Here is a 22,993-nt window from a genome sequence, read left to right as displayed (position 1 = left end):
TATGTGTTTGTGCAGAAAATATTCTGTTTTTTGTAGCAATGTATACATTGATAACATTCAATTTTGAGCCACGTAGAGGTTCAGGTTATGCGCACAACTTACGTAGCATTTTATATTTTATAGGTACTCGACCCCTTTCATGACAGATATTACTACGCACCAAGCTTCTCGTCGCAGGCTATTGATTGCGCTTGCTATCACCTGCTCGTTTATGGTTATCCAAGTTATTGGTGCTTACTATGCAAACTCACTCGCTGTACTTGCCGATGCTGGGCATTTGTTTGTACACAACAGCTCTTTATTCATCGCATTAATAGCCTCTAGCGTCGCGGTTTATCTCGCCAATACTTATAATGATGGCTACAAAAGGGCAGAATATACCGGCGGTCTAATCAATGGTATTTTGTACCTGTCTATTGCTGTTATTATTTTATTTGAGGGCAGCGAACGGCTTTCACACCATGCTGGTGGACATGAACTTGAAGTCAACAGCTATTTGATGTCGATCATCGCGGCTATTGGATTTCTTTTTCATGGCGCGTCTGCTTGGGTACTTTATAAAGGGCGTAAAGACAGTATTAACGTATACGCTGTGTTCCTTCATTCCTTTTTTGATTTACTCTCTACGGTTTCTACATTTGTAGCTGGAGTGATCATTCACCTCACTGGTTGGGAGGTGGTGGATATCCTTTCAAGCATGCTTATTTCAGTTTTTGTACTCTTCACCGGTGTAAAAGTTATTTTGGCCTGTATCAAAGGGCTGGCGACTCCTGCCGAAGTTTTACCAACGGAGAGCGCCGTGGAAAACACCATAGTGAGTACAGAGCACGTAGAAAGTGCTCATAACATCACTATAAGTAAAGTGGATGGTGCCACCGTGATTGGTGCCCATATAGTGTTGAAGCATCACTGTACAATTGAGTCTCACGACTCAGCTTGTCGCGTAGAAGTGGAGGAGGCACTTAAAAAGGACTTTAATGTACATAGCAGCGTGCTACAAATTGAGAGCCATGATTGCCCGCATCATTGATGAGTGAAATAGATTAGATAATTAATTCAATCGGTATTATTGTTATATCTATCTAGCAATTCAATTAGTTGGTGCCGCACTTGAATCAAAAGCAAGCTATCACAACAACACTCATACTGGGGATCCTAGGTGGACTGGCTAATTTACTGCCCATATGGTTTTTAGATAGCTCTGAATTTCTTTTCGGCCAACTGTTTGTTTTATTTATTTTACTGCTGTGTGGCTGGCGCTACGCTCTGGTCGCCGTCGCCATAGGCGGAGCATTTATCTGGTATCGATGGGGTCATTGTTGGCCATCATTGGTTTTCTTATTTGAAGTAATCTGGCTGCAATTTGTTTGCGTACGCTCTGCAAAGCCCTTTTTTGTTCGTGGCATAGCATATTGGATTTTGCTTGGGTTACCAGCATTGTTCATCTTTGGCTACTTTGCGCTATCGCTTCCCTTACTCGTCATTTTTACCGCGCTTGCTAAGTACTTAATCAATGCTGGTATTTGTCTGGCTGTGGTAGATTTATTGAGCTTTTTCTTTACTCGTAGTAAATGGCAAGGTATGCCCCTCAACCAAATTTTAAACGCCACGGTAAATTTGGTGATCGTGTTGGTGGTGTTAATGACGACGGTGGTATTGACCAATAACTATTATCAACGCATAGAAGCCGAGATAAAAACTCAGCTAGATGCTGCTTCAAGCTCAATCATAATGCAAATAGACGACTATTTAGATGCTTATAGACGTGCCATTGTGATCTCTGCGAACGACGTCGCTTTGGGGATTGACAAGGGCTATGTTATTGAAAGGTTGCTGAAAACGCACATTAACTTCCGTACAGCTATTGTCACTGACGCGCTAGCAAACGTAACGCATTTGTATCCTCGCCATTTTATGCCAACAATGCAAGGCAGCAATGCGAACGTGAGCGACCGAGACTATTTTCTCCAAGCTGAATCTTATCCAAACGGGTATGTGTCTGGCATATTTCAGGGGAGGGGGTTTGATGAAGCGCCTATAGTAGCGATTTCTGCGCCTGTTTATCTCGAAAGTGACTTTAAAGGTATCGTTGAAGGGTCACTCATATTTGGTTCATTCGAGCGTTTTATTCCTAAAATTCTTGCTGAGGATGCAAATTTAATTGTACTGGATAAGAATAAACGAGTTGTTTTTAGCTCGTTGAGTACAGAATTTAAAACGTTGGATATGCCGAACACAGAAGTGCTGCAAGCGTTATTCGATAAGGATTCGGCGACATTTTCAGACTCAACAGGGCAGATTTTGTTTAAACAAACTGCAACAACAGATAAATATGGTTGGTCTGTAGTAACCTTACTTGATCGTAAGTACTTAAACTTTGTGGCCGCAGAAGCCTGGCTAGATGCTTTGTTGTTGGCCCTGGCTATCATTATATTGAGTTCAATATTTGTTCGCCAGCTCACGCAACTTTTGGTGCGTCCCATTGTTGCGCTAAGTCGGGATATTCGTGCCTATGAACCTTCTACACTGATTGAAAACTCAGCTACTGCAGATAGTAGTTTTTTAGAAATTATCGAGTTACAGCAACAATTTAATCAACTGGCTTTTAAGTTAACGTTGAGCTTTACCAAGCAAAATCAGGCGAGGGTGGAAAATGAAAGGCTCAACCAAAAGCTCACTGATTTTAATCGTGAGTTGGAGCAGCAGGTAGCTGAAAAAACCGAAGAGTTAACCAAAGCGGTCGAGACTGCAAACAGGGCAAACCAGTCAAAGAGTCGATTTTTGGCTAATATGAGTCACGAAATAAGAACCCCTCTCAATGGCATTATTGGAATGGCAGATAATCTCATCAGAGATGAGAAGATTAGTGTTGATATTAACGAACAACTAGCCGTTATACGTCAATCTGCAAAGAACTTGATGCTCATACTAAACGATATTTTAGATTACTCAAAGATTGAAGCGGGAGCGCTTAAAATTGAACGCCGCGCAGTGAATATACACGAAGTATTAGAAAGTTTAGTAAGCATATTTAAAACATCTAACGTTAAGTATGGCGTAGAGTTTAGCTATAAAAAGTCTGCGGACTTGCCTACATTATTGGAGCTAGATGAGTTACGAGTTTCGCAGGTAATTAATAATTTATTGAGCAATGCAGGCAAGTTTACGCTCAAAGGTAAAATTGAATTCTCAGTACAGTATCAAGCTGGAATACTCAGATTCAGCGTTATCGATACGGGGGTTGGTATTTCGAAGGAACAACAGTCGCAGCTCTTTCATGAGTTTACTCAGGCTGACTTGTCAACTACACGAAAGTTTGGTGGAACAGGATTGGGACTGACCATCACGAAAAAGCTAGTGGAAGCCATGAATGGCAATATTCGCGTTCACAGCGAACTGGCCGTTGGCAGTCAATTTGATGTTGAGATCCCAGCCAAAGAGGGTCAAGCGCTTGAAGTAGAACAGCATGCTGTAGAAGCGCCAATTCTTAACGATATTGACGTTCTGCTCGTTGAAGACAATAAGATTAACCAAGTGGTTGTCGGTAAACTATTAGAAAAAACCGCCTGCAAGCTACACAAGGTAGACGATGGCATTGAGGCTTTAGCGGCACTCAAATCGAAGCATTACCCGCTTATTTTAATGGATTGTCAGATGCCAAACATGGATGGGTTTAGTTGCACTCAAGCGATTAGAAATGAGCCCAGTTTATATGGTGTTCCTTATATCATTGCAATCACTGCGAATGCTTATGAAGAAGACAAGCAAAAGTGTATTCAAGCTGGTATGAATGACTTTATTGCCAAGCCAATTGATGTTAATGAACTTTATCAAAAGCTTACGCAGTGGCAAGCCAGTGAATAAAAAGCGAGTTTGAATCAGTGACGATCGCATTTATGCTTGAGAGCGTTCGTGCTGTTCGTAAAATGCTAATAGGTCGTCAATCGCCATGGGCTTTGCAAAGTGGTAACCTTGCATGTATTCACAGCCTACCTCACGGAGATAGCTAAGTTGAGATTCAGTCTCAACTCCCTCTGCGATGCATTTCATATTTAGGCTTTGGGCGAGGAGGTAAATGGTTCTAATAATAGACTTGTTAGCGGGTTTTGCCCCCATATTTCGGACAAATCCTTGGTCGATCTTGATAATATCTAGCGGGAATTCATTGAGGTAAGTTAATGAAGAAAAGCCGGTTCCAAAGTCGTCTAAGAGTAACACAAAGTTAGCGCGTTTCATTTCATTGATGGTTGTCCGCGCTTTGGCAAGATCAGACATAAAGACCGACTCAGTTATCTCAAGTCGTAAACTGCGATTGGTGAGACCATGAGCTGCAAGTATCTCGGTAAACTGGTGTGCAATGTCAGAGCGTAAAATATGTACTGCACTGAGGTTAAGTGACAGATAAAAATCAGGCGCTTGTTTGAACAGTGGGCGTAACTCTGTCAATGCTCTAATGAGCGCCTGTTCTGTCAAGGTTTCAATAACACCACTTTCTTCAGCGATTGGAATAAAGTCGCTTGGTGGGATCAGTTCGCCGTTCTTCTGCCAGCGCATCAGTAATTCGACGCCTGCGAGTTGCCCGGTAGTGGTATTTATAATCGGCTGGTAATGATTAAAAAATTCACTGTCCTTTACCGCTGTCTTCATCGCCGTTTCTAATTTAAGCTTGTTACTCACCTCTTCATTCATGGATTCAGTAAAGAACTTAAATGCATTACGTCCCGATTGTTTGGCATGGATCATGGCAATATCGGCATTTCGGATCAGCGCTTCGGAGTCCGGTGCGTCAAACGGGTAAACGGCAATCCCTATACTGGCAGAAACGCTCATGGTGATGCCGTCGATTTCGATCCGCTCTGGGATATGTTTAACTAACCGAGTGACTACTTCACTAATGTATTCTATCGTTGGAAATGACTTAATCAGTACAAGGAATTCATCACCACTTTGACGCGCTAAAATACAGTTATTATTCAGTTGTTGCTGAATCCTCTTGGTCACGGCTATTAATAGCTTGTCGCCAATATGGTGTCCGTACGCATCATTGATAGGCTTGAATTTGTCCAAATCAATAAATAGTAAGGCGCAGCTTTGTTGAGTGTTATTTGCGTTAAACAAGGCAAATTCTATGTGTTGTAACATTAAACTACGATTTGGCAGCTCAGTTAAGGCATCGAAGTTGGCTAAATACCTTAACTCATTCTCTGCTTTTTTCTGTTCGGTGAGGTCGGTAACCACCACAACAAAGTACTGTAGGGTCACATTATCCTTTGAAACAGCGCTGATACTTAATTGTACAGGGTGAACTTTATCCCAACCATCAGTCACTTGCACTTCTTGCCTTAAGTATTGATTAGGGCCCAAGGATTTCAATTTAGCGATCAAGCCATGAAATCGCTTTTGTCCTATTGCATTAACAAATCGTTCCGTTGTTAATGCGGTTAACGCGTCGCTTTCTTGCAGTTGAAAGGCTTTACAGAAACTACTGTTCACAGAGATAGGTTGCAATCTAGGGTCTAGAATTAAGATCCAGTCGTTTACTTGGCTAAATGCTTCACCCAACATATTGGCGCGCATTTGATTCGCTTTTTGGGTTGTCACATTGGTATAGATACCGTGTAATTCAGTGGCTTTTCCTTGCGCGTCAAATTCAGCGACTTGCCCAAAGTCATGAAACCAATGCCAATTATCGTCATTACAACGTAGTCGGTATGAAAGCGACAGTTGCTCTTTGGTTGGATTTGAAATAAATTTTTTCCAAGCCCGTTCAACCAGCGCTCGGTCATCTGGGTGAATGGCATTGTAATGCTCTTGCAAAGTCATGGTTTCATTTTGAAATCCAAGGGCTTCTGCGCGCTGCTGAGTTATCTTTCTAGTGGTTAAATTGGCTGACCAGACGCCGCTTTTGGTTGATTTTAACGCCAATTTAGTTTGCTTTCCTGCTTGAGTGACTGCTTTTAAAGCGGTTTCAAGCTGGTGCTGCTTTTGTTTATGTTTAATAACGATATAGAGAAGGAGAGCAAGTACACTCAAACTGTAAAAAGCGATAGCCAGAGGAGAACGCCAAGGTGAGTGTGCCACGCTAAAGCTCAGGTTAAGTGCATGTGCCGGATTTTCCTTACTGAGTATGCGTGGAAATATCTCGAGCTCGTATTTGCCAGGTAATAACTGATTTAAAAATAACTTATTTCGCTTGAGCGTCGTAAAGTTAAGATTACTCGGACCGGTTAAGGTAGCTTGATACCGGGTTGGATGATTGGCGTTAAAATTAAAGTCTGAAAACTGTAATTCAATCCCCATATCGTCAAAATTGAAATCCAGCCCCTTAGTGATAACATCTGGGGCTAAGTATCGTTTATTTCTACTGAGTACATCCATTTGGGTAATAAGCAGTGAAGTAGGTTGCAGTTTTGACTCTTCAAATTGCTCTGGATCAAACCGAATTGAGCCATTTACGGTGCCAAATGCTAGTTGCCCTGAGTCTAGTTTGACCGCAGCACCTGCATTAAACTCTAGGGTGGGAATACCTTGGTTGGTGCCAAAGGTTTTGAGGCTTTTATCAATGGGATCAAATTTAAACAATCCTCTTTGACTACTCCCCCAGATCATGCCATTTCTATCAACTAAAAGGCTGTATACGGCATTGCTCATTAACCCGTGTTCAGTCGTTATTCTGTGCTCTACAGCGAAAGTCTGCTTATTTACTCCAACCAATCCTTCGGTTGAGGTTGCCAACCAAAGTGTTCCCGCACTGTCTTCAACCCAACTATTTACGGTAGAAACAGAGTGGCTGTCTGCTCTTTGGTAGAGGGTAGTGAGTGTATCGCTTGGCTCGTGATAATTTAACAAGCTGGTTTCAGTACTTATCCAGTAATTCTCCTCACTGTTGTCTAATGGCGGCAAGAACAAAAAGCTTTTTGAGGTATCTAGCTGCTTTGAGAGGCCCGTTAAGGTGCTGACAGTGTTATTTTTCGCATCAAATAGGTGTGCTCCTTTGTTGCTTAGAAACGGAAAGTATTGCTCTGAATACTTAGCCATCCCCCAACTGTATGTGAATTGTTTGGTATCTTGATCTTCGAGAATCGAGCGTGTTGTTCTTGTTGTTGTATTTAACAATGCTGTGTCTTGTGCGGTTTGGATAAGATAGGTGTTGTTATCAAAATAGGATGAGGTCATTATCGAATAAACGGCATCAGCACCGTAAAGGGCTTTTGGATCTTTATTTTGTAAATAGCTGGTGATGAGAGCATTGTTTGCGAGGCTAAACTCATTAATACCATTATCGGTGCCCAGCAGAATTGAGCCATCAGCAGTTGGCGCGATTGACCAGATATTGTTGTTGGTAAATCTATCTTGCTTACTTGATAAAGTGTTAAAGCGCAATGAGCTGGATGGCCATAGATACGCACCGTCATTGTAGGTCCCCATCCATAAATTATGATTTTGATCGGCATATAAGCGCGTAATGCTAGGGTTGGTGAGGTGGTATCTCCCTTCTATCAAAGACAGCACTTTTGAGCTGGTTTTTTGCTTTCTGTCAATGGCGTAAAGGCCGTGCTCTGTGGCAATAAACTCACCATATGGGGTGATTTGGTGACCCCAAATGTTTTTCTCTGGCACAAGTTCATAGCTCTTTGAGGCTATCAAGGATTGATTACTGACGGGAATAACAAACAGCCCTTCAACAGTCCCAACTAGTAGCCCCAATGCGGGATCTCGCTTTAGTAGCTTAACATCATGACTTAACTCTGAGTCTGAACTGGTATAGTTAATGCGCTCCACTTGACCTGTACCGAGAGAATAAGTGAATAACCCCTGTGTGGTACCGACGACAATTAAGTTACCAATGACAATACTGGAGCGAATATGCTGCTGTTGTTCAAAATGTGTCAGTAGTGTCGACTCTAAGGTATCTTTATCAAGCGTATATAGATAATTATCGATAGAGAAAATAATGCTTTCTCGATGCGCAACTGCTGTTGTGATGGGACTAGAACGTGAGCTATTGTCTAGATGCTTGCCTCTATAGAGTTGTTGGGTAGTGTAGTCATTGATATTCAATAGGTAGGAGCCAGCAGTACCGGTAGAGACAAGCAACTCGTTATCAGATATGTTGAATAATCCGACAATCTCATGCTCATCTAAACCAGCATCCGCGGCAATACTAATAATATGGTTACCGTCGTAGCGATTGAGCCCTTGAAGTGTACCTATCCAGATGAAACCATATTTATCTTGAGTGATGGCGGTGATAGCAGACTGGCTAAGGCCTTCTTCAACGGAAAAACGTGAGGTATATTGGCTAAAGTTATGAGCTTGGCAGGGCGCAGCCACGAAGCAAAAAAATAATAATATCAAAAAACACAATAGCGCTTGCTTCATTAAAAGACCTTTCTCTATTCAATCCAACTTAGTCCTTTAACAACATGTTATCAAATCAAGCGAAGCTGACTTGTGCCAATAGCCCGTTAGCAATGGAGCAAAGTCTAGCGGAAATAAGTGCTTAAAATCAATATAAACCTTGCCTTTTACGCAATGAGTTTAACAAATTATACATGTTTAATGTCGGATTGATTCCTTCACGTTGATCAGTGCTAAGTCAAAAAGGAAGTCGGTGAGCCAACCACTTTAGTGACGATTGCAGCACATTGGCACAAACTTTTGTACATATCTCTTTTAGCCTAGCAGTTTTCACTGATTTTTCTTCACTTTGACAAAAGGATTAGGCCTGTTGACCTTTGCTGTTTGGTTTTTGTTCTTTTTAGTGTGTTTTGGTTGCGGTGCTCGACTTGCCGCCTAGTAATCTAAGCAAAAATTGCGTAACAATGAACAAAAACGCACTCAGACGAACCCAAAAGGCAACGCTTGAACAGCATTTCTATTGTGTTGCCCCACAAGGATTTGGGGTAAGGTGACTTGCAGAAAACAAAGCCTGTATCGCCTGACTCACATAAAATAACTATGTCACGCAGGGTCACGCAGGCTCTGTTTTGTATAAATACCAATCTAACTGCTGTAAAGCTGTAAAAACAAACTTAATAGAATAGATAAATAGGCCCTAAGCTTATAAAGAAAAATTATTCGCATTTATAGCATGCAGCACGGTTGATAATTGTTATCGTTTAGATTAAACTTGGTTTCAGTTAATGAGTTTGAGATTGGTTTTCATTTATGTACGTATGCATATGCCATGGTGTGACAGATAAAAAGATTGCAGAGACTATCGATGATGGTGCTCGTTCAATGCGTGATCTTAGTCAAACATTATCGGTGGGTAAGCAGTGCGGTAAGTGTTGTAACTGCGCAAAGAAAATCTTAAATGAGAAATTGATCGAAATCGTTGATGTCACTGAACAGGTTGCGTAACTTTATTCGTACGCAACCCTAATTACATTCCTACAGTTGAGACTGTAAGTAGTTTTCTATTCCCATCACCTTAATAAGGTGTTGTTGAGTTTCAAGCCAGTCTATTTGCTCTTCTTGCTCATTTTGTATCTTGTCTAAAGCTTCACGGCTGATGTAATCTTGTTTTTCCTCACACAGTTTAATTGCTGCTTGCAAGTCAATTAAAGATGCTTGTTCGAACGCCATATTGCAGTCGATCATTTCGGCACTGTTTTCACCGATTTTCAGTCGTCCTAAATCTTGTAGATTTGGTAGCCCTTCTAAAAATAAAATGCGTTCGATAAGCCGATCTGCATTTTTCATTTTTTGAATGGACACTTTGTAATCAGCTTTATCTAGCTGCGTAAAGCCAAAGTCTTTAAACATGCGAGCATGTAAAAAATACTGGTTGATGCCAACAAGCTCGTTGGCTAGCACTTTATTAAGGGCGACGATTACGTCTCTATCACCTTTCATCTCAATCTCCTGCTTAAAGTTGTGACTGGATGTAGTTAGGCGCGCCAATCAAGTCAATCAAACGAATTTGCTGCTCAAGCCAGTAAACGTGATCTTCTTCGGTATCGAAGAGGAGCTTTTCTAATGTTTCTCGTGATTGATAGTCTTGCTCTTCTTCACAGATCTTGATTGCGTCTTTAACGCATTCGACTACTTCTAACTCTAATGTTAAGTCGTTTTCCATCATAGATTTAACGTCCTGACCAATCAATAGATCGCGGCGTTTAGTCATGTTTGGAACGCCTTCTAAGAATAGGATCCGCTTGATCAGCCAATCTGCATGGGTTGTTTCTTCCTCACGTTCATGTTCAAGGCGTTGATATAGCTTGTCTAGGCCCCAATCTTCGTACATACGTGAATGGATGAAATATTGATCGATTGCTGCAAGCTCGTTGGCTAATAGCTTATTGAATGCGTCGATGACTCTTTGTTTACCTTGCATGCTGTTACCTCAAACTGTGAATATGCCGCCAGTCTAACGAATTAACCGCAAGTGTCAATAAAAAATCCATATAAAACAGTGTGTTATATATTGATTATGATTCGCATTTAAGTTGGAGTTGTGGTCTGACAATACAAATTATTGCTATTTGATTTTTGTAGGTACAAGCAAACGTAAGGTTAAAGTTAAATGAAACCGCCAAGGGCTATTGACATGAAAAGTGCAAATGGTAAATTTGACCCATATCTATTTTAGGTGCAGCACTTGGTTTGAATAAATTAGTTATGATTATTTTGATGCTTTTGGTTTCGGTTCAGTCCGTTAGCCTGTTTGCGTCTGAATCAAACTTCCACCAAGTCGAAGTGTCTCACTTGCAGCATAGTCACGACCACGCCGAAGATGTTAGTGCCGAACCCAATGGCCACCATACTAAAGATTGCCATCATTGTGGTCATTGCAGTGGCACACATTTAAATCTAGTTATACTCAAGTCTTTAACCCCTTTTAAAGTGCTCGGTCACAGCGAAATCTACCGTCAGGCGCAAGACAGAATACGCACTTTTATCGAGCAAGCTCACCGACCACCTATTGCCTAAATGGCAGTATTCACTAGTAACAATGCTTTTTACTGAGTTCGTTTAATCGATCGCAGCTAAGTTGTATCATCAGCGAATTGATCTAATACCAATCTGCATTAATACCTGCTCCATTTGAGGGAGTAAATTTGACGCGAATTGGCATAAAAAATAGCTGAAGATCTTACCAGTGATACTGCCTACTGTGTTTGTCCTTCTCAGTTGGTGACCTGACCATTAATCAGCCACATCGGCCAGAGAAGCTCATGCTTACTTACGAATGAGTCTCTTATTTAGAGACTATCTACATTATACATTTCGTAATGCAAGTTAACGGTTAAAAGCGTTTCAGAGTACACGAGTATCCAATGACGAATTTTAAAATCTTCTTTTTCTACTTTACCCTAACTATGTTCGCAAGCACGCAAGCCGCTGCGGATGAAGCTCATACAGAAGGCGACCATAATGCACACGCCGAAGAAGAGAGTGCGATAGTATTGACTCCGCAGCAAATGCGTTTTGCTGGCATTCAAACAACAGCTGTAAAGCTGCAAAACCACAACCGTTTTTATTTTGCGCCGGCAGAAGTGAAAGAAAATGGCTATACCAGTTACCTAGTTTCACCGCGAGCCGACTCTATTGTGCTCAACCGTCACGCCACATTAGGCGATATAGTGACTACCAATGACCCCCTGATCACTTTGTTTTCAGAAGATATGGCTCAGGCGCAAGCACAATACCTCGTCGCTTCAACTGAGTGGGAAAGAGTCAAGCGCTTAAGCAAAGAGGCTATCAGTGAGCGTGAACGCGTGAAAGCGAGTGCTGATTTTAGTTCTGCCTATTCCAAGTTATTGGCATTGGGAGTAACGCAAAGAGAAGTTAAAGAGATAGCTAATAAACCGGCCAGTGAACTTGGTCAGTACACCTTAGTTGCAGAGCGCTCAGGTGTAATCACTCAAGATGCATTCTCGCAGGGGCAACATGTGACTGCTGGCACTGCGTTAATGGCTATTACCGATGAAAGTGAGCTATGGGTAGAGGCGCGGTTGCAGCCAAACGCGCAAGTACAACTGGCATTAAACTCAAAGGCGGTGGTGAGTTTCGAGGGTCAAGACTATGAAGCGCGTGTTATTCAAGAAGCCCACACCATTGACCCCATTACCAGAACTAGGCAAATTCGTTTACTGGTTGAAAATAACGACGATAAGCTACATGCGGGCATGTTTGTTAACGTCAACTTTATTATCCCCTCAGCTAAGCCGACCATTGCACTACCTGCTGATGCTTTGAGTCGCAGCCCTGATGGTGATTGGGTGGTGTACATTGAAGAAGCGCCCGGTGAATTTCACCCAAAAGAGGTGACTTTAGGTGAAAACTTCGGCGCGCAAGTTGAGGTGAAAGGATTAACCGTTGGTGAGCATGTGGCTGTCACCGGTGCTTTTTTTATTGCCTCAGAGCAAGCGAAAGCTGGTTTTGATCCACATAATCACTAAGCGGGAGCCTCATTATGTTTAATCGACTTATCGATTGGTCTGTAAATAACCGGCTGCTCGTCATACTGTTTTTGCTTGTTGTTACGGTTACAGCTGGAGTCACTATCCCAAAGCTTAACTTAGATGCTTTTCCTGATGTGACCAATGTTCAGGTTGCGGTGAATACCGAGGCACCTGGGCTTGCAGCAGAAGAGGTAGAGCAGCTGATCACCTATCCAATTGAGGCCGTGATGTATGCATTACCGGATGTAAAACAAGTACGTTCAATTTCAAAAACGGGGCTGTCAGGCGTTACCGTTGTCTTTAATGAAGGCACAGATATCTATTTCGCAAGGCAGCTGGTATTTGAACGATTACAAGCTGCAAAAGCACTAATCCCAAGTGGAGTGGGTACGCCGGAAATGGGCCCGAATACCTCCGGGTTGGGCCAGATCTTTCAGTACATGTTAATGAGTGAAGCTAACTCTGAGTACGATGCCATGGCGCTGCGCAGCCTTAACGATTGGGTGGTGAAACTCTTAATTATGCCAATAGATGGGGTTACCGACGTACTCGCTTTCGGTGGCGATGTACGTCAATATCAAGTAAATATCGATCCCAATAAGCTGCTGGCTTATGAGCTTACTCAGCAGGATGTGGTCAGCGCCATAGAGCGTAATAACCAAAATGTAGGGGGGTGGTATTTACAACGAGGCCAAGAGCAATTAGTGATCCGAGGAACTGGCTGGTTTCAAAGTGGTAAAAAGGGGATCCAAGAGATCACCGATGTGCCAGTTAAAACCATTGATGGTACCGTGGTGACTGTTGCACAAGTGGCTACTGTCTCAATCGGAGGTGAAATTCGTCAAGGTGCGGTCACCATGTCGAGAAAGCATGAATCCGGCGAGGTGGAGCAATTAGGAGAAGTCGTCACAGGTATTGTGCTAAAAAGAATGGGGGCGAATACCAAAGCCACAATCGACAGCATTAATGAACGTATTGAACTTATCAATAAAGCTTTACCAGAAGGGGTGACGTTTGAGCCATTCTACGACCAGTCAGACTTGATCGGTAAAGCGGTTCAGACGGTGGTTGAAGCCTTAGCGTTGGCATTTTTATTTATCGTTGTTGTACTCGCACTATTTTTAATGAATCTAAGCGCGACATTGTTGGTGCTCATTTCTATCCCGATCTCCATTGCTATAGCACTTGTGGTGATGGCGTGGCTGGGCGTATCGGCTAACTTGATGTCGCTAGGGGGGATCGCTGTGGCGATCGGCATGCTTGTCGATGGTTCTGTGGTGATGGTAGAAAATATTTTTAAACATCTCAAAAACCAAAAGCGAAGTGATGACCTTACTGTCGGTTCGGTTGTTAAGCTGGCTGGTAAAGAGGTGGCGCGACCAATCTTTTTTGCTGCGAGTATTATTTTGGTGGTATTCACCCCGCTATTTAGCTTTGAAGGAGTAGAGGCCAAGCTGTTTCAACCGATGGCTATAAGTATTATTCTAGCTGTGGTTGCAGCGATATTTGTGGCATTGGTTATTGTACCTGCACTTGCTACCTATTTATTTAAACGTGGCGTAAAAGCACGAGAGAGTGTCATTCAAATCGCATTGGAAAGAGGCTATCGCTGGGCATTGCGTGGAGTTTTGCATAGACCAAAATTCCTCGTGATTCTGGTTGTTGTATTGCTTGCGTCAGCGGGGTGGACATTTACTAAAATTGGTACTGAATTTGTGCCGGAACTTGAAGAAGGCACCATCAATCTTAGGGTTACCTTAGCACCGTCGGCAAGCCTCGAAACCGCGCTTAGTGTCGCGCCCGAACTTGAGAAAATATTGCTCACATTTCCGGAAGTGCACTACGCCCTGAGCCGGATTGGTCGTGCTGAGATTGGCGGTGATCCCGAGCCGGTTAACAATATTGAAATCTATATCGGCCTTGCGCCTGTTTCACAGTGGCAAAGCGCTAGCAATCGCTACGAACTACAAGCGTTAATGGAGCAAAAGTTATCCGTTTACCCAGGCTTGCTGTTTAATTTCTCTCAGCCTATCGCGACACGTGTTGATGAATTACTTTCAGGGGTTAAAGCGCAGTTGGCGATTAAATTGTTTGGTCCTGACTTGGCTGTACTTGCCAAAAAAGGAAAAGAAATCGAGGCGGCAGTAGCACAGGTTGAAGGTACTGAAGGTGTACAGCTGGAGCAAATTGTTGGCGAGTCACAACTGATTGTTACCCCAAAACGTCAAGCATTGTCCCGCTATGGTTTAGCGGTAGGGGATGTGATGGCATTGGTTCAAGATGGAATTGGCGGCAGTAAAGCAGGACAGGTCATAAACGGTAACGAACGCTATGATATTTATGTCCGCTTGGCACCTCAATATCGTCAAAGTAAACAAGCCATCGAAGAAATACGGTTGCAATCAAGTTCGGGAGCGTGGATCCGTCTAGCCGATGTGGCGTATGTCGAGTACCAATCGGGTCCGCCTCAAGTGAGACGAGATGACGTACAGCGGCGAGTGGTGATCCAAGCCAATGTTCAGGGGCGTGACATGGGCAGTGTTGTCAGTGATATTCGCTCTACCATAGATAGCAATGTAAAGTTACCGACGGGGTATGGTGTTGAAATTGGCGGCCAGTTTGAAAACCAACAGCGTGCCCAAAAGCGCTTAGCAATTGTCGTACCTTTGTCTTTGGCATTGATAGCCTTATTACTTTATTTCGCTTTTGGCTCGATGGCGCAAGCCACACTTATTTTAGTAAATGTACCGCTGGCAGTGATAGGGGGAGTGTTCTCGTTATTTCTTTCTGGGCAATACTTATCGGTGCCAAGCTCGGTTGGTTTTATTACCTTATTTGGAGTGGCGGTGCTCAATGGCGTGGTGATGGTAGAAAGTATAAACCAGCGTTTAGCACAAGGAGAGTCACTTCATGTTAGTGTTTTTGAAGGGGCTGTTTCGCGCTTAAGGCCTGTCTTAATGACCGCGTTCACCTCTGCGTTGGGGTTGATCCCTATGCTGCTATCATCTGGAGTGGGCGCTGAGATCCAAAGGCCGCTAGCCAGTGTTATTGTGGGAGGGCTGCTGACTTCAACATTACTGACTTTGTTTGTATTGCCAGCACTTTATCCACTATTCTCAAAGCAAACTAAAAATTCGTAAACTTTATGGGGGAGTAATAACTGCCCCATTATCGAATAAATAGGATTGATTATGTCTCATGCTCATCACCACCATCATGGAAACAAACTTGGTTGGGCTGTATTTGTTAATATTTTGCTCAGTGTTGCCCAAGTCATCGGCGGTATTCTCTCGGGTAGTTTGTCATTGGTTGCCGATGCGCTGCATAACTTAAGTGATGCAGGCGCCCTTATCATCGCATTAGTGGCGCAAAAAGTGGCCAAGAAACCCGCTTCATTGTCATTAACCTATGGGTATCAACGGGCTGAAATCATAGGCGCATTGATCAACAGTGCAACGCTCATTGTAGTGGGAATTTACTTACTTTTTGAGGCTATTTCTAGGTTTATCAACCCAGAGCCGATAGACGGGTGGATAGTTGTTTGGCTCGCAGCCCTTGCGTTAGTTGTTGATTTAATCACGGCTTTCATTACTTATGCCGCCGGCGCTAAAACCAGTTTAAATATTCGCGCTGCGTTTATTCATAACGTCTCCGATGCAGCGGCATCCGTTGCCGTAATAGTGGCAGGTACTTTGATTATTTTATATCAATGGTATGTAGTCGACCTTATCGCTACGGTGATGATTTCAGCCTACGTTATTTATCATGGTCTGGCATTGAGTAAAAGTAGTATCAAAATTTTGATGCAGGCAACACCAGACAATCTCGATATTCAAGAAATTAAAGTATTTCTTGAAGCGCAAGATAACGTGAAAGCAGTAAGTCATCTACATGTGTGGCAGCTCAATGAGCATGAATATATTTTAGAGGCACAGGTTGTGGTTGATTCCTTAGCTGATCAAAGCACCTTGTCTCATTTAAAAAATATTTTATATCAAGAATTTAATCTGTCACATACCACACTTGAATTAACAGAAGAGCTGGCGAGAGCAGAAGCTTGCTTTGAAATTACATAAATACAAATAAAAATGGTTTGCATTAATGTTTGTGTGATCATATAGTGCCCTAAAAGCTCAAACCAGTTTGCTTGTATGAGTAAGCTGGTATCGTTATAGGGTGAAATATGAAAAGTCTCATAGACAGCAATACAATCTACTTTACAGGCGAGTCTGGCGAGCTATCTTCCGTGCTGTCTCCGTGGCAGGCCAAAATATCATCGGGCAATCAAGCATATAAATCCCAAGCATTTTTGCGCGCTCGAGATGAATATTATGCGGCATTGTCACTCGCCACTCGGATCCTTGATGAGTTTTTGTTGTGCCAAAAAGACAGCGTGGTGATGAACGCCATTGAGCATAGTTTACCGGCGGTAGTGGTATCTGCACATAACCTTGCGGATACCTTTATTGCACTTGAACAGCCTAAACGGGCATGCCAACAGCTCATATCTGTGCACTTCAAAATACACGCGGTCTATTGTCAATTTGATACTGAGCTTGCGCCGCTCGCGCTTCACCATCTACACAAAACACGGCAAGCGCTCATCCATTTTGCTCAGCGCTATCCGCACTTACCCGAGCTTGTTCATCAAATAAACGATGCATTGCTGAGAACTCATCTGCATGCTCCCGTTTTACATTAAAATTTGGAGGTCGAATGGCTTATACATTACCTGAGTTACCCTATTCATATGACGCATTAGAACCGCATATTGACGCAAAAACGATGGAGATCCATCACACCTTGCACCATCAAACGTACATTAATAAAGCCAATGCTGCGTTAGAAGGGACGGAATTTGCAGGTAAAGATACCGAAACCTTGCTACGAAACATTAAAAACTTACCTGAGTCGTTACAAAAAGCGGTGCAAGAACATGTGGGTGGGCATAATAATCACAGCTTGTTTTGGCAAATTATGACACCAGACTTTGCGCCGCTAGGTGAGGGCCCGTTAAAGCAAGCGATAGATACTGAACTCGGTGGCTTTGATAATTTTAAATCCGATTTTACCAATGCCGCGGTAAGCCGATTCGGTAGCGGTTGGGCGTGGTTAGTGGTTGATCAAAATGGCAAGTTGGCCGTGACGAGTAGCCTGAATCAAGATAGTCCCTTTATGGATCAACAAACACCTATTTTAGGTTTGGACGTTTGGGAGCATGCCTATTACCTCAAGTATCAAAACCGCCGTCCGGAGTACATTGCCGCTTTTTATCATGTGATTAATTGGGCTGAAGTTGAAAGGCGCTATAACCAAGCTGTTGCCTAGGCGCAGCGACTAATACCAATTCATCCTATTTCCTCAGTGACTGAAGCCCCAAGCGGGCTTTTTTCTTGACCATTCTACCTATGATTGAGTACCAAAAACGGCTAGTTTGCTAAAATGATAGCGAGTAGACTAAGTGAAAATGCACTACGGGCTAAAATCATGTACACACCAGAAGTTTGCTCTCAAGCCAGAAATAGCCGCGATGCCAGATTTGACGGGTTGTTTTTTGTTGCAGTAAAAAGTACCGGCATTTATTGTCGGCCTATATGTCCAGCGCCTGCTGCGAAAGAACACAATGTCGAGTATTTTCAATTTGCCCATAATGCTGCTCAAGCTGGGTTTCGGCCTTGTATACGCTGCCGTCCTGATAGTGCCCCAGGCAGTTACGCGTGGCTTGGCACAGAAACCACCGCGGTCAGAGCTAAAAAGCTCATAGATGAAGGCGGACTGTTACGCGATTCAACTGAAGCGTTAGCTGCCAGACTTGGTATTTCTGTACGTTACTTAAACAAAGTCTTTAATCAGTATTTTGGCACCAGCCCCAAGCAATACGCACTGTATAAGCAATGTGATTTGGCTAAGCAGCTACTACAACAAAGCGAACTCGCGGTGACGCAAGTGGCTTTTGCCGCCGGGTTTAACTCATTGCGGCGTTTCAATGATGCATTTCAAAAACTCTATCAGCTGTCACCCAGTCAGCTTAGAAAAGAGAGGGGGCGAGGCTCTGCTATCACGCTTTATCTGTCCTATCGACCGCCATATAACTGGGAAAAAATGCATCAGTTTTTAGCTATGCGAATAGTACCGGGAGTGGAGTGGTTAACGCAGAATAGTTATGGGCGTACTGTGGTAATTCAAAACGAAACAGGGCACTTTACCGCAACCATAGAGCCAGAAAAGCATCGCTTTAGAGTCGAGGTTGCGTTATCTGACTTATCATTATTAGTAGCTATGATAGCGCAGATCAGGCGCGTTCTTGATTTAGATGCTGATACCCGATTCATTGAATCTCATCTCCGTGAAGCTGCGCCAGACTTACCGATGCAAGAGGGATTAAGGCTTCCCGGTATTTGGAGTGAATTTGAAGCCGGCATGAGAGCCATTTTGGGCCAACAAATAAGTGTCCAAGCAGCAAGAAACTTGCTGGCCTTACTCGTTGAGGAACTAGGAGCACAAGCTGAAGGCGAATCCCGCTACTTTCCTAGTGCCAAGGCCATATGCGGTAGTGAACTGACATTCTTTAAAATGCCAGCAAGACGTAAAGCAGCCATTAAAGCTTTTGCAGCACAATATGTTAGCGCTGAACATGTTGAACTCGACAATTGGCTAGATATTAAAGGTATTGGTCCATGGACCGTTGATTATGCGAAAATGCGTGGATTAAGTCATCCAGATATTTATTTAGGCGGTGACTTAGGTGTAAAGAAAGCGATGGAAAAATCGCTAAAAACAATAAACATAGACAAGTGCGCGCCTTTTCGTTCTTATTTAACTTTTCAGCTATGGCAACAATTATGATTGAAACGACATTAGCATCGCCAACTGGGCAATGGATAATTCAGGCATCACCGGTTGGACTCAGTTATGTGGGCTTTTTTCCAACAGCACGATATACGCAAGGGGAAAACCAACATACAGAAATTGCAAAGCAACAACTCACTGAATACTTTGAAGGTAAACGCACAGCGTTTGATGTTGCACTTGATGTAAAGGGAACCGAATTTCAACAGCAAGTTTGGCAAGTATTAACTCAGGTGCCTTATGGCGAAACGTATACCTATGGATGGATTGCGGCGCGGTTGGGTAATAAAAATGCGGTGCGTGCGGTAGGAGCTGCAAATGGCAAAAACCCGATCAGTATTATAGTGCCTTGCCACCGTATTATTGGAGCAAATGGCAAGCTAACGGGTTATGCAGGTGGGCTGGAGGCAAAAGAATGGTTACTTCGTCATGAGGGAATCATCTGCAAAAAATAGCGTATACTGTTATACAAGGCTGAGTATTATTCCTCGCGAAGAGTTTTTGGAGACACTGTGAGATTTTTTGTTGTGTTTGCGCTTGCAATTATCACCTGGGCAAGCAGTGCGACAGAAGTTCGCTTCTGTTATGAAGATAAACACGCGCCGCCCTTTATACACGAAGCAGGACAAACGATGCCAGATTCTAACCCTGGCATCACAATCGAAATTGTAAAGCAACTAGATGGGCTACTGGAATATGTTGATATCACCTACACCCGAAAGCCCTGGAGCCGCTGTTTGCATGAACTACAAAATGGGAAGGTTGATGCCGTTGTTGCCAGTTATCGTAAGTCTCGCGAAGCATTTATGGCTTACCCTAAAAAAGCCGATGGTGGGATAGATAATCAGTACGCCATTAACCGCATTGGATCATGTTTACTAAAAAGTAAAACCAACAAAGCAGAAATTACGCTTGATACGCCGGTTGAGCTTGCCATACCAAGAGGGTATGCAATTCGTGAAGGTCTGCCTAAGCAGTTTGCGGTGTTTGAGACCGACTCGCTAGAAAATGCGATTGCGCTCGTTGAGCAGGATTTATTGGATGCCACCGTTGGGTTGTGCCAAATAGGCAATATGCCAGTCACTTTATCGCCACCGTTTGATAAGCTCGAAGCGCTTTATCCACCCATTGAAATCTCCTTTGGTTTCATGGCTTTTTCTAAGCAGTTTTATCAAAATTATCCAGAAAAAACCTGGCAAGTTTGGCGTGCCAGTCAACAAGTCGATTTAGATCAAATGTATAAAAATTATTTAGACGCTCAGTTATTTCACCCAGATAAGCAATAGATCTTTTTATCTAGAGCCAGTAAACTAGCGCGAATTTTTACTTAGAACTAGGCATCATGGCTCAGCTTTATTTCTACTATTCGGCAATGAATGCCGGTAAATCCACAACCTTGTTACAGTCTGCGTTTAATTACCGAGAGCGTGGGATGCGGCCATTTATTATTACGGCGGCCATCGATAATCGTGCTGGTGTAGGCAAAGTGGCTTCTCGCATAGGTTTAGAAGCTGAAGCTCAAGTATTTGAAAGTCACACCGATGTGAAAGCGCTTCTCGCCACTGCCCATAGCGAAAGTAAAATTGACTGCGTATTGGTTGACGAATGCCAATTTCTCACGAAGGCACAAGTGGCAGAATTAACAGATATCGTCGACGAATTGCGCATACCTGTCTTGTGCTATGGCCTAAGAACTGATTTTCGCGGTGAGCTGTTCGAAGGGTCACAATATTTGCTTGCTTGGGCGGATAAATTGATCGAGTTAAAAACGATTTGTCATTGTGGCCGCAAAGCCAACCGAGTATTGCGTACAGATGAACATGGCAAAGCGATTGCTGATGGTGATCAGGTTGTGATTGGTGGTAATGACAGGTATGTGTCTCTTTGTCGAAAGCATTATAAAGCGGCGCTTTGTTCGTAATTTAATCACTTCAATCTGCTATTTCATCCTTTAAATTGCTTAGAGAATGAATTCAATTGGTATAATTTATTTTGCTATCAATAGACTCAATACAACCGGGCCTTCGCGTCCGGTTTTGTTTCCTTTATGTATTCATTCTTTTTTCCTACCTTTAATCTTGCCTATACGATTTTTTAGTATTTTAAACTTGGTAAAATAAACGCTTTGTACCATGCTTGTAGGACAAATCTATTGGTGCAAAATCTCATGAATCAGCAACAGCCGTTATCTTTTTTAAGCGTATCGGAGCATACAGCGCCCACAACAGAGGCCCCCATACAACCTTGGGTGGTGTTGGTGGTGGACGATGAGCCTGAAGTCCATGACGTGACCAAGTTGGTGTTATCCTCGTATCGCTTTGAGTCAAGGCCACTCGAATTACTTCATGCATACAGCAAAAATGAAGCGCTCGCGGTATTGAAATCACGAGACGACATCGCGTTAATTTTATTAGACGTGATTATGGAAAGCGAAGAAGCGGGCCTAGAGTGTGTTCAATGCATTCGAGAAGAGTTAGGTTATCGCAATGTGCGCATTGTGCTGCGCACAGGGCAGCCCGGTAGCATACCTGAGCATGAATTAATGCTTCGCTTTGATATAAACGACTACAAAAATAAAACCGATCTGACAAAATCACGGCTATTTACGCTACTGACGAGTTCATTACGGTCTTATCGAGATATTAAACGGCTAGAATCGTTGACCGAAGCATTAACCAGTCTAAATGAGGGCTTAGAAGAAAAAGTAAAACAGCGGACCCATGAACTTGAATCCTCAAACCAAGCATTAAAAGACGCATACAATCGCATTGCACAGCAGCAGCAAGCCTTGATCCAGTCTGAGAAATTGGCTTCTGTTGGACAGTTTGCGGCAGGGGTTGCACACGAAATTAATAATCCTTTAGCCTACCTTAAAAGTAACCTAGAGTTTGTGCAGGGCGCTTTAGTTAAGCTATACAGAGCATGGCAATTCTTGGCAAATAATGCGCAACTTTCACCCGACAGTGTTAATGCGTTACATGAAATCGAGCGAGAATATCAGCTCAATTGGACCTTGAGTGAAAGCGATGATGTGATGGCAGAAATGCACGCAGGACTCGATAGAATTCAGTTAATTGTTAAAGAGCTCAGTGTATTTTTCGAAAGTAATCAAACTCAGCTGCAGTTAGTCGACTTTCATTCTCAAATATTAGACTCTGTGATGATCAACCTAGAATTAGATGGGGTTAATTTAGGCCTGATTGAACTGAATAGGTGTGAGCCTTTGGAGCTACATTGCGCGCCAGCTTTACTGGAGCATAGCCTCTATTGTTTAATTAAAAATGCCTTGGAAAGCACCGGAAGGGTACGCAAAGGGATCCATGTGAAGACAATGGTTGAAGATGAGACCCTGATCATTGATATATCAGATTGTGGCGAAGGTATTGCTGAAAAACTAGTGCACCGTGTATTTGATCCATTTTATACCACAAAAGCATCGGATAACCATGTGGGGTTAGGGCTCACCGTTGCATCGAATATTATTAAATCTCATGGTGGTCAATTGAGCATTAAATCTACAGTAGGTGTTGGCACAATAGCCACTATTCAGTTACCTATCATTTAATACATTTGATATAAAAAGTGTCCGGCTCGGACACTTTTTCCGTCCGCGGACACATTACCTCGTCTATTTATTTTAAATAATCCAATAAAATCAAAAGATTAACTTTTGGCACGAAGCTCGCCTCTAAATACATATACCAGCTTAATAAAGAAGAAATGATATGTGG

At 42.9% G+C, this 22,993-nt stretch carries 17 protein-coding genes; 14 read left to right on the top strand and 3 right to left on the bottom strand.

Features of this window, described 5'->3' with window-relative positions; translation table 11 throughout:
• Window positions 1-139 precede the first annotated feature (139 nt).
• Both CEX98_RS12900 and CEX98_RS12895 read left to right on the top strand, forming a co-directional pair.
• Entirely contained in the window at window positions 140-1,030 is an 891-nt protein-coding gene (locus CEX98_RS12900) for a cation diffusion facilitator family transporter (protein WP_099642472.1), read from the top strand.
• A gap of 80 nt (window positions 1,031-1,110) precedes the next feature.
• Window positions 1,111-3,864 carry a hybrid sensor histidine kinase/response regulator gene (locus CEX98_RS12895; protein ID WP_099642471.1) on the top strand — a complete coding sequence of 918 codons (2,754 nt, stop codon included), beginning with the start codon at window positions 1,111-1,113 and terminating at the stop codon, window positions 3,862-3,864.
• Between the two features lie 30 nt (window positions 3,865-3,894).
• Here the strand turns inward: CEX98_RS12895 and CEX98_RS12890 are convergent, their stop codons facing one another.
• Window positions 3,895-8,382 (bottom strand): EAL domain-containing protein, encoded by a 4,488-nt coding sequence (locus tag CEX98_RS12890; protein ID WP_099642470.1) that lies wholly within the window; start codon window positions 8,380-8,382, stop codon window positions 3,895-3,897.
• A gap of 789 nt (window positions 8,383-9,171) precedes the next feature.
• Between CEX98_RS12890 and CEX98_RS12885 the strand changes: the two genes are divergently transcribed.
• A complete protein-coding gene (locus tag CEX98_RS12885; RefSeq protein WP_099642469.1) occupies window positions 9,172-9,366 on the top strand; it encodes a (2Fe-2S)-binding protein in 195 nt (64 codons plus the stop codon).
• Window positions 9,367-9,396: 30 nt separating this feature from the next.
• Here CEX98_RS12885 and bfr (CEX98_RS12880) read toward each other — a convergent pair whose 3' ends face one another.
• Both bfr (CEX98_RS12880) and bfr (CEX98_RS12875) read right to left on the bottom strand, forming a co-directional pair.
• Window positions 9,397-9,861 (bottom strand): bacterioferritin, encoded by a 465-nt coding sequence (gene bfr / locus CEX98_RS12880; RefSeq protein WP_099642468.1) that lies wholly within the window; start codon window positions 9,859-9,861, stop codon window positions 9,397-9,399.
• A 13-nt stretch (window positions 9,862-9,874) separates the two neighbouring features.
• Window positions 9,875-10,342, bottom strand: a complete 468-nt coding sequence (gene bfr, locus CEX98_RS12875; protein WP_099642467.1) for a bacterioferritin — start codon at window positions 10,340-10,342, stop codon at window positions 9,875-9,877.
• A gap of 269 nt (window positions 10,343-10,611) precedes the next feature.
• On the opposite strand from bfr (CEX98_RS12875), the gene CEX98_RS12870 reads away from it, so the two are divergent.
• The 11 genes from CEX98_RS12870 to CEX98_RS12820 all read left to right on the top strand — a co-directional run bounded on the left by CEX98_RS12870 (window position 10,612) and on the right by CEX98_RS12820 (window position 22,827).
• Complete coding sequence (locus tag CEX98_RS12870) at window positions 10,612-10,938, top strand: hypothetical protein (RefSeq protein ID WP_099642466.1); 327 nt, start codon at window positions 10,612-10,614, stop codon at window positions 10,936-10,938.
• A gap of 347 nt (window positions 10,939-11,285) precedes the next feature.
• Complete coding sequence (locus CEX98_RS12865) at window positions 11,286-12,410, top strand: efflux RND transporter periplasmic adaptor subunit (RefSeq protein ID WP_099642465.1); 1,125 nt, start codon at window positions 11,286-11,288, stop codon at window positions 12,408-12,410.
• Between the two features lie 14 nt (window positions 12,411-12,424).
• Entirely contained in the window at window positions 12,425-15,553 is a 3,129-nt protein-coding gene (locus tag CEX98_RS12860; protein ID WP_099642464.1) for an efflux RND transporter permease subunit, read from the top strand.
• Window positions 15,554-15,604: 51 nt separating this feature from the next.
• Window positions 15,605-16,489 carry a cation diffusion facilitator family transporter gene (locus CEX98_RS12855; RefSeq protein WP_099642463.1) on the top strand — a complete coding sequence of 295 codons (885 nt, stop codon included), beginning with the start codon at window positions 15,605-15,607 and terminating at the stop codon, window positions 16,487-16,489.
• A gap of 107 nt (window positions 16,490-16,596) precedes the next feature.
• Window positions 16,597-17,115 carry a hypothetical protein gene (locus CEX98_RS12850; RefSeq protein ID WP_099642462.1) on the top strand — a complete coding sequence of 173 codons (519 nt, stop codon included), beginning with the start codon at window positions 16,597-16,599 and terminating at the stop codon, window positions 17,113-17,115.
• 14 nt (window positions 17,116-17,129) lie between these two features.
• Window positions 17,130-17,741, top strand: coding sequence for a superoxide dismutase (locus CEX98_RS12845; RefSeq protein WP_099642461.1), 612 nt, complete (start codon window positions 17,130-17,132; stop codon window positions 17,739-17,741).
• A gap of 159 nt (window positions 17,742-17,900) precedes the next feature.
• Window positions 17,901-19,259 (top strand): AlkA N-terminal domain-containing protein, encoded by a 1,359-nt coding sequence (locus tag CEX98_RS12840; protein WP_099642460.1) that lies wholly within the window; start codon window positions 17,901-17,903, stop codon window positions 19,257-19,259.
• The gene (locus tag CEX98_RS12835; RefSeq protein WP_099642459.1) at window positions 19,256-19,717 is read left to right on the top strand and encodes a methylated-DNA--[protein]-cysteine S-methyltransferase; all 462 of its coding nucleotides are present in this window, start codon (window positions 19,256-19,258) and stop codon (window positions 19,715-19,717) included. Before CEX98_RS12840 ends, CEX98_RS12835 begins: the two co-directional genes overlap by 4 nt.
• 57 nt (window positions 19,718-19,774) lie before the next feature.
• Window positions 19,775-20,548, top strand: coding sequence for an amino acid ABC transporter substrate-binding protein (locus tag CEX98_RS12830; RefSeq protein WP_099642458.1), 774 nt, complete (start codon window positions 19,775-19,777; stop codon window positions 20,546-20,548).
• Window positions 20,549-20,604: 56 nt separating this feature from the next.
• Entirely contained in the window at window positions 20,605-21,183 is a 579-nt protein-coding gene (locus CEX98_RS12825; RefSeq protein WP_099642457.1) for a thymidine kinase, read from the top strand.
• Window positions 21,184-21,429: 246 nt separating this feature from the next.
• Window positions 21,430-22,827: a hybrid sensor histidine kinase/response regulator gene (locus CEX98_RS12820; protein WP_099642456.1), complete on the top strand. Its 1,398-nt coding sequence runs from the start codon at window positions 21,430-21,432 to the stop codon at window positions 22,825-22,827.
• Window positions 22,828-22,993: the final 166 nt, after the last annotated feature.

The organism is Pseudoalteromonas piscicida, from assembly GCF_002744175.1.
Classification (GTDB): domain Bacteria; phylum Pseudomonadota; class Gammaproteobacteria; order Enterobacterales; family Alteromonadaceae; genus Pseudoalteromonas; species Pseudoalteromonas piscicida_B.
The sequence above is the reverse complement of the archived record's forward strand: the minus strand, read 5'-3'. Positions and strand labels throughout refer to the sequence as shown.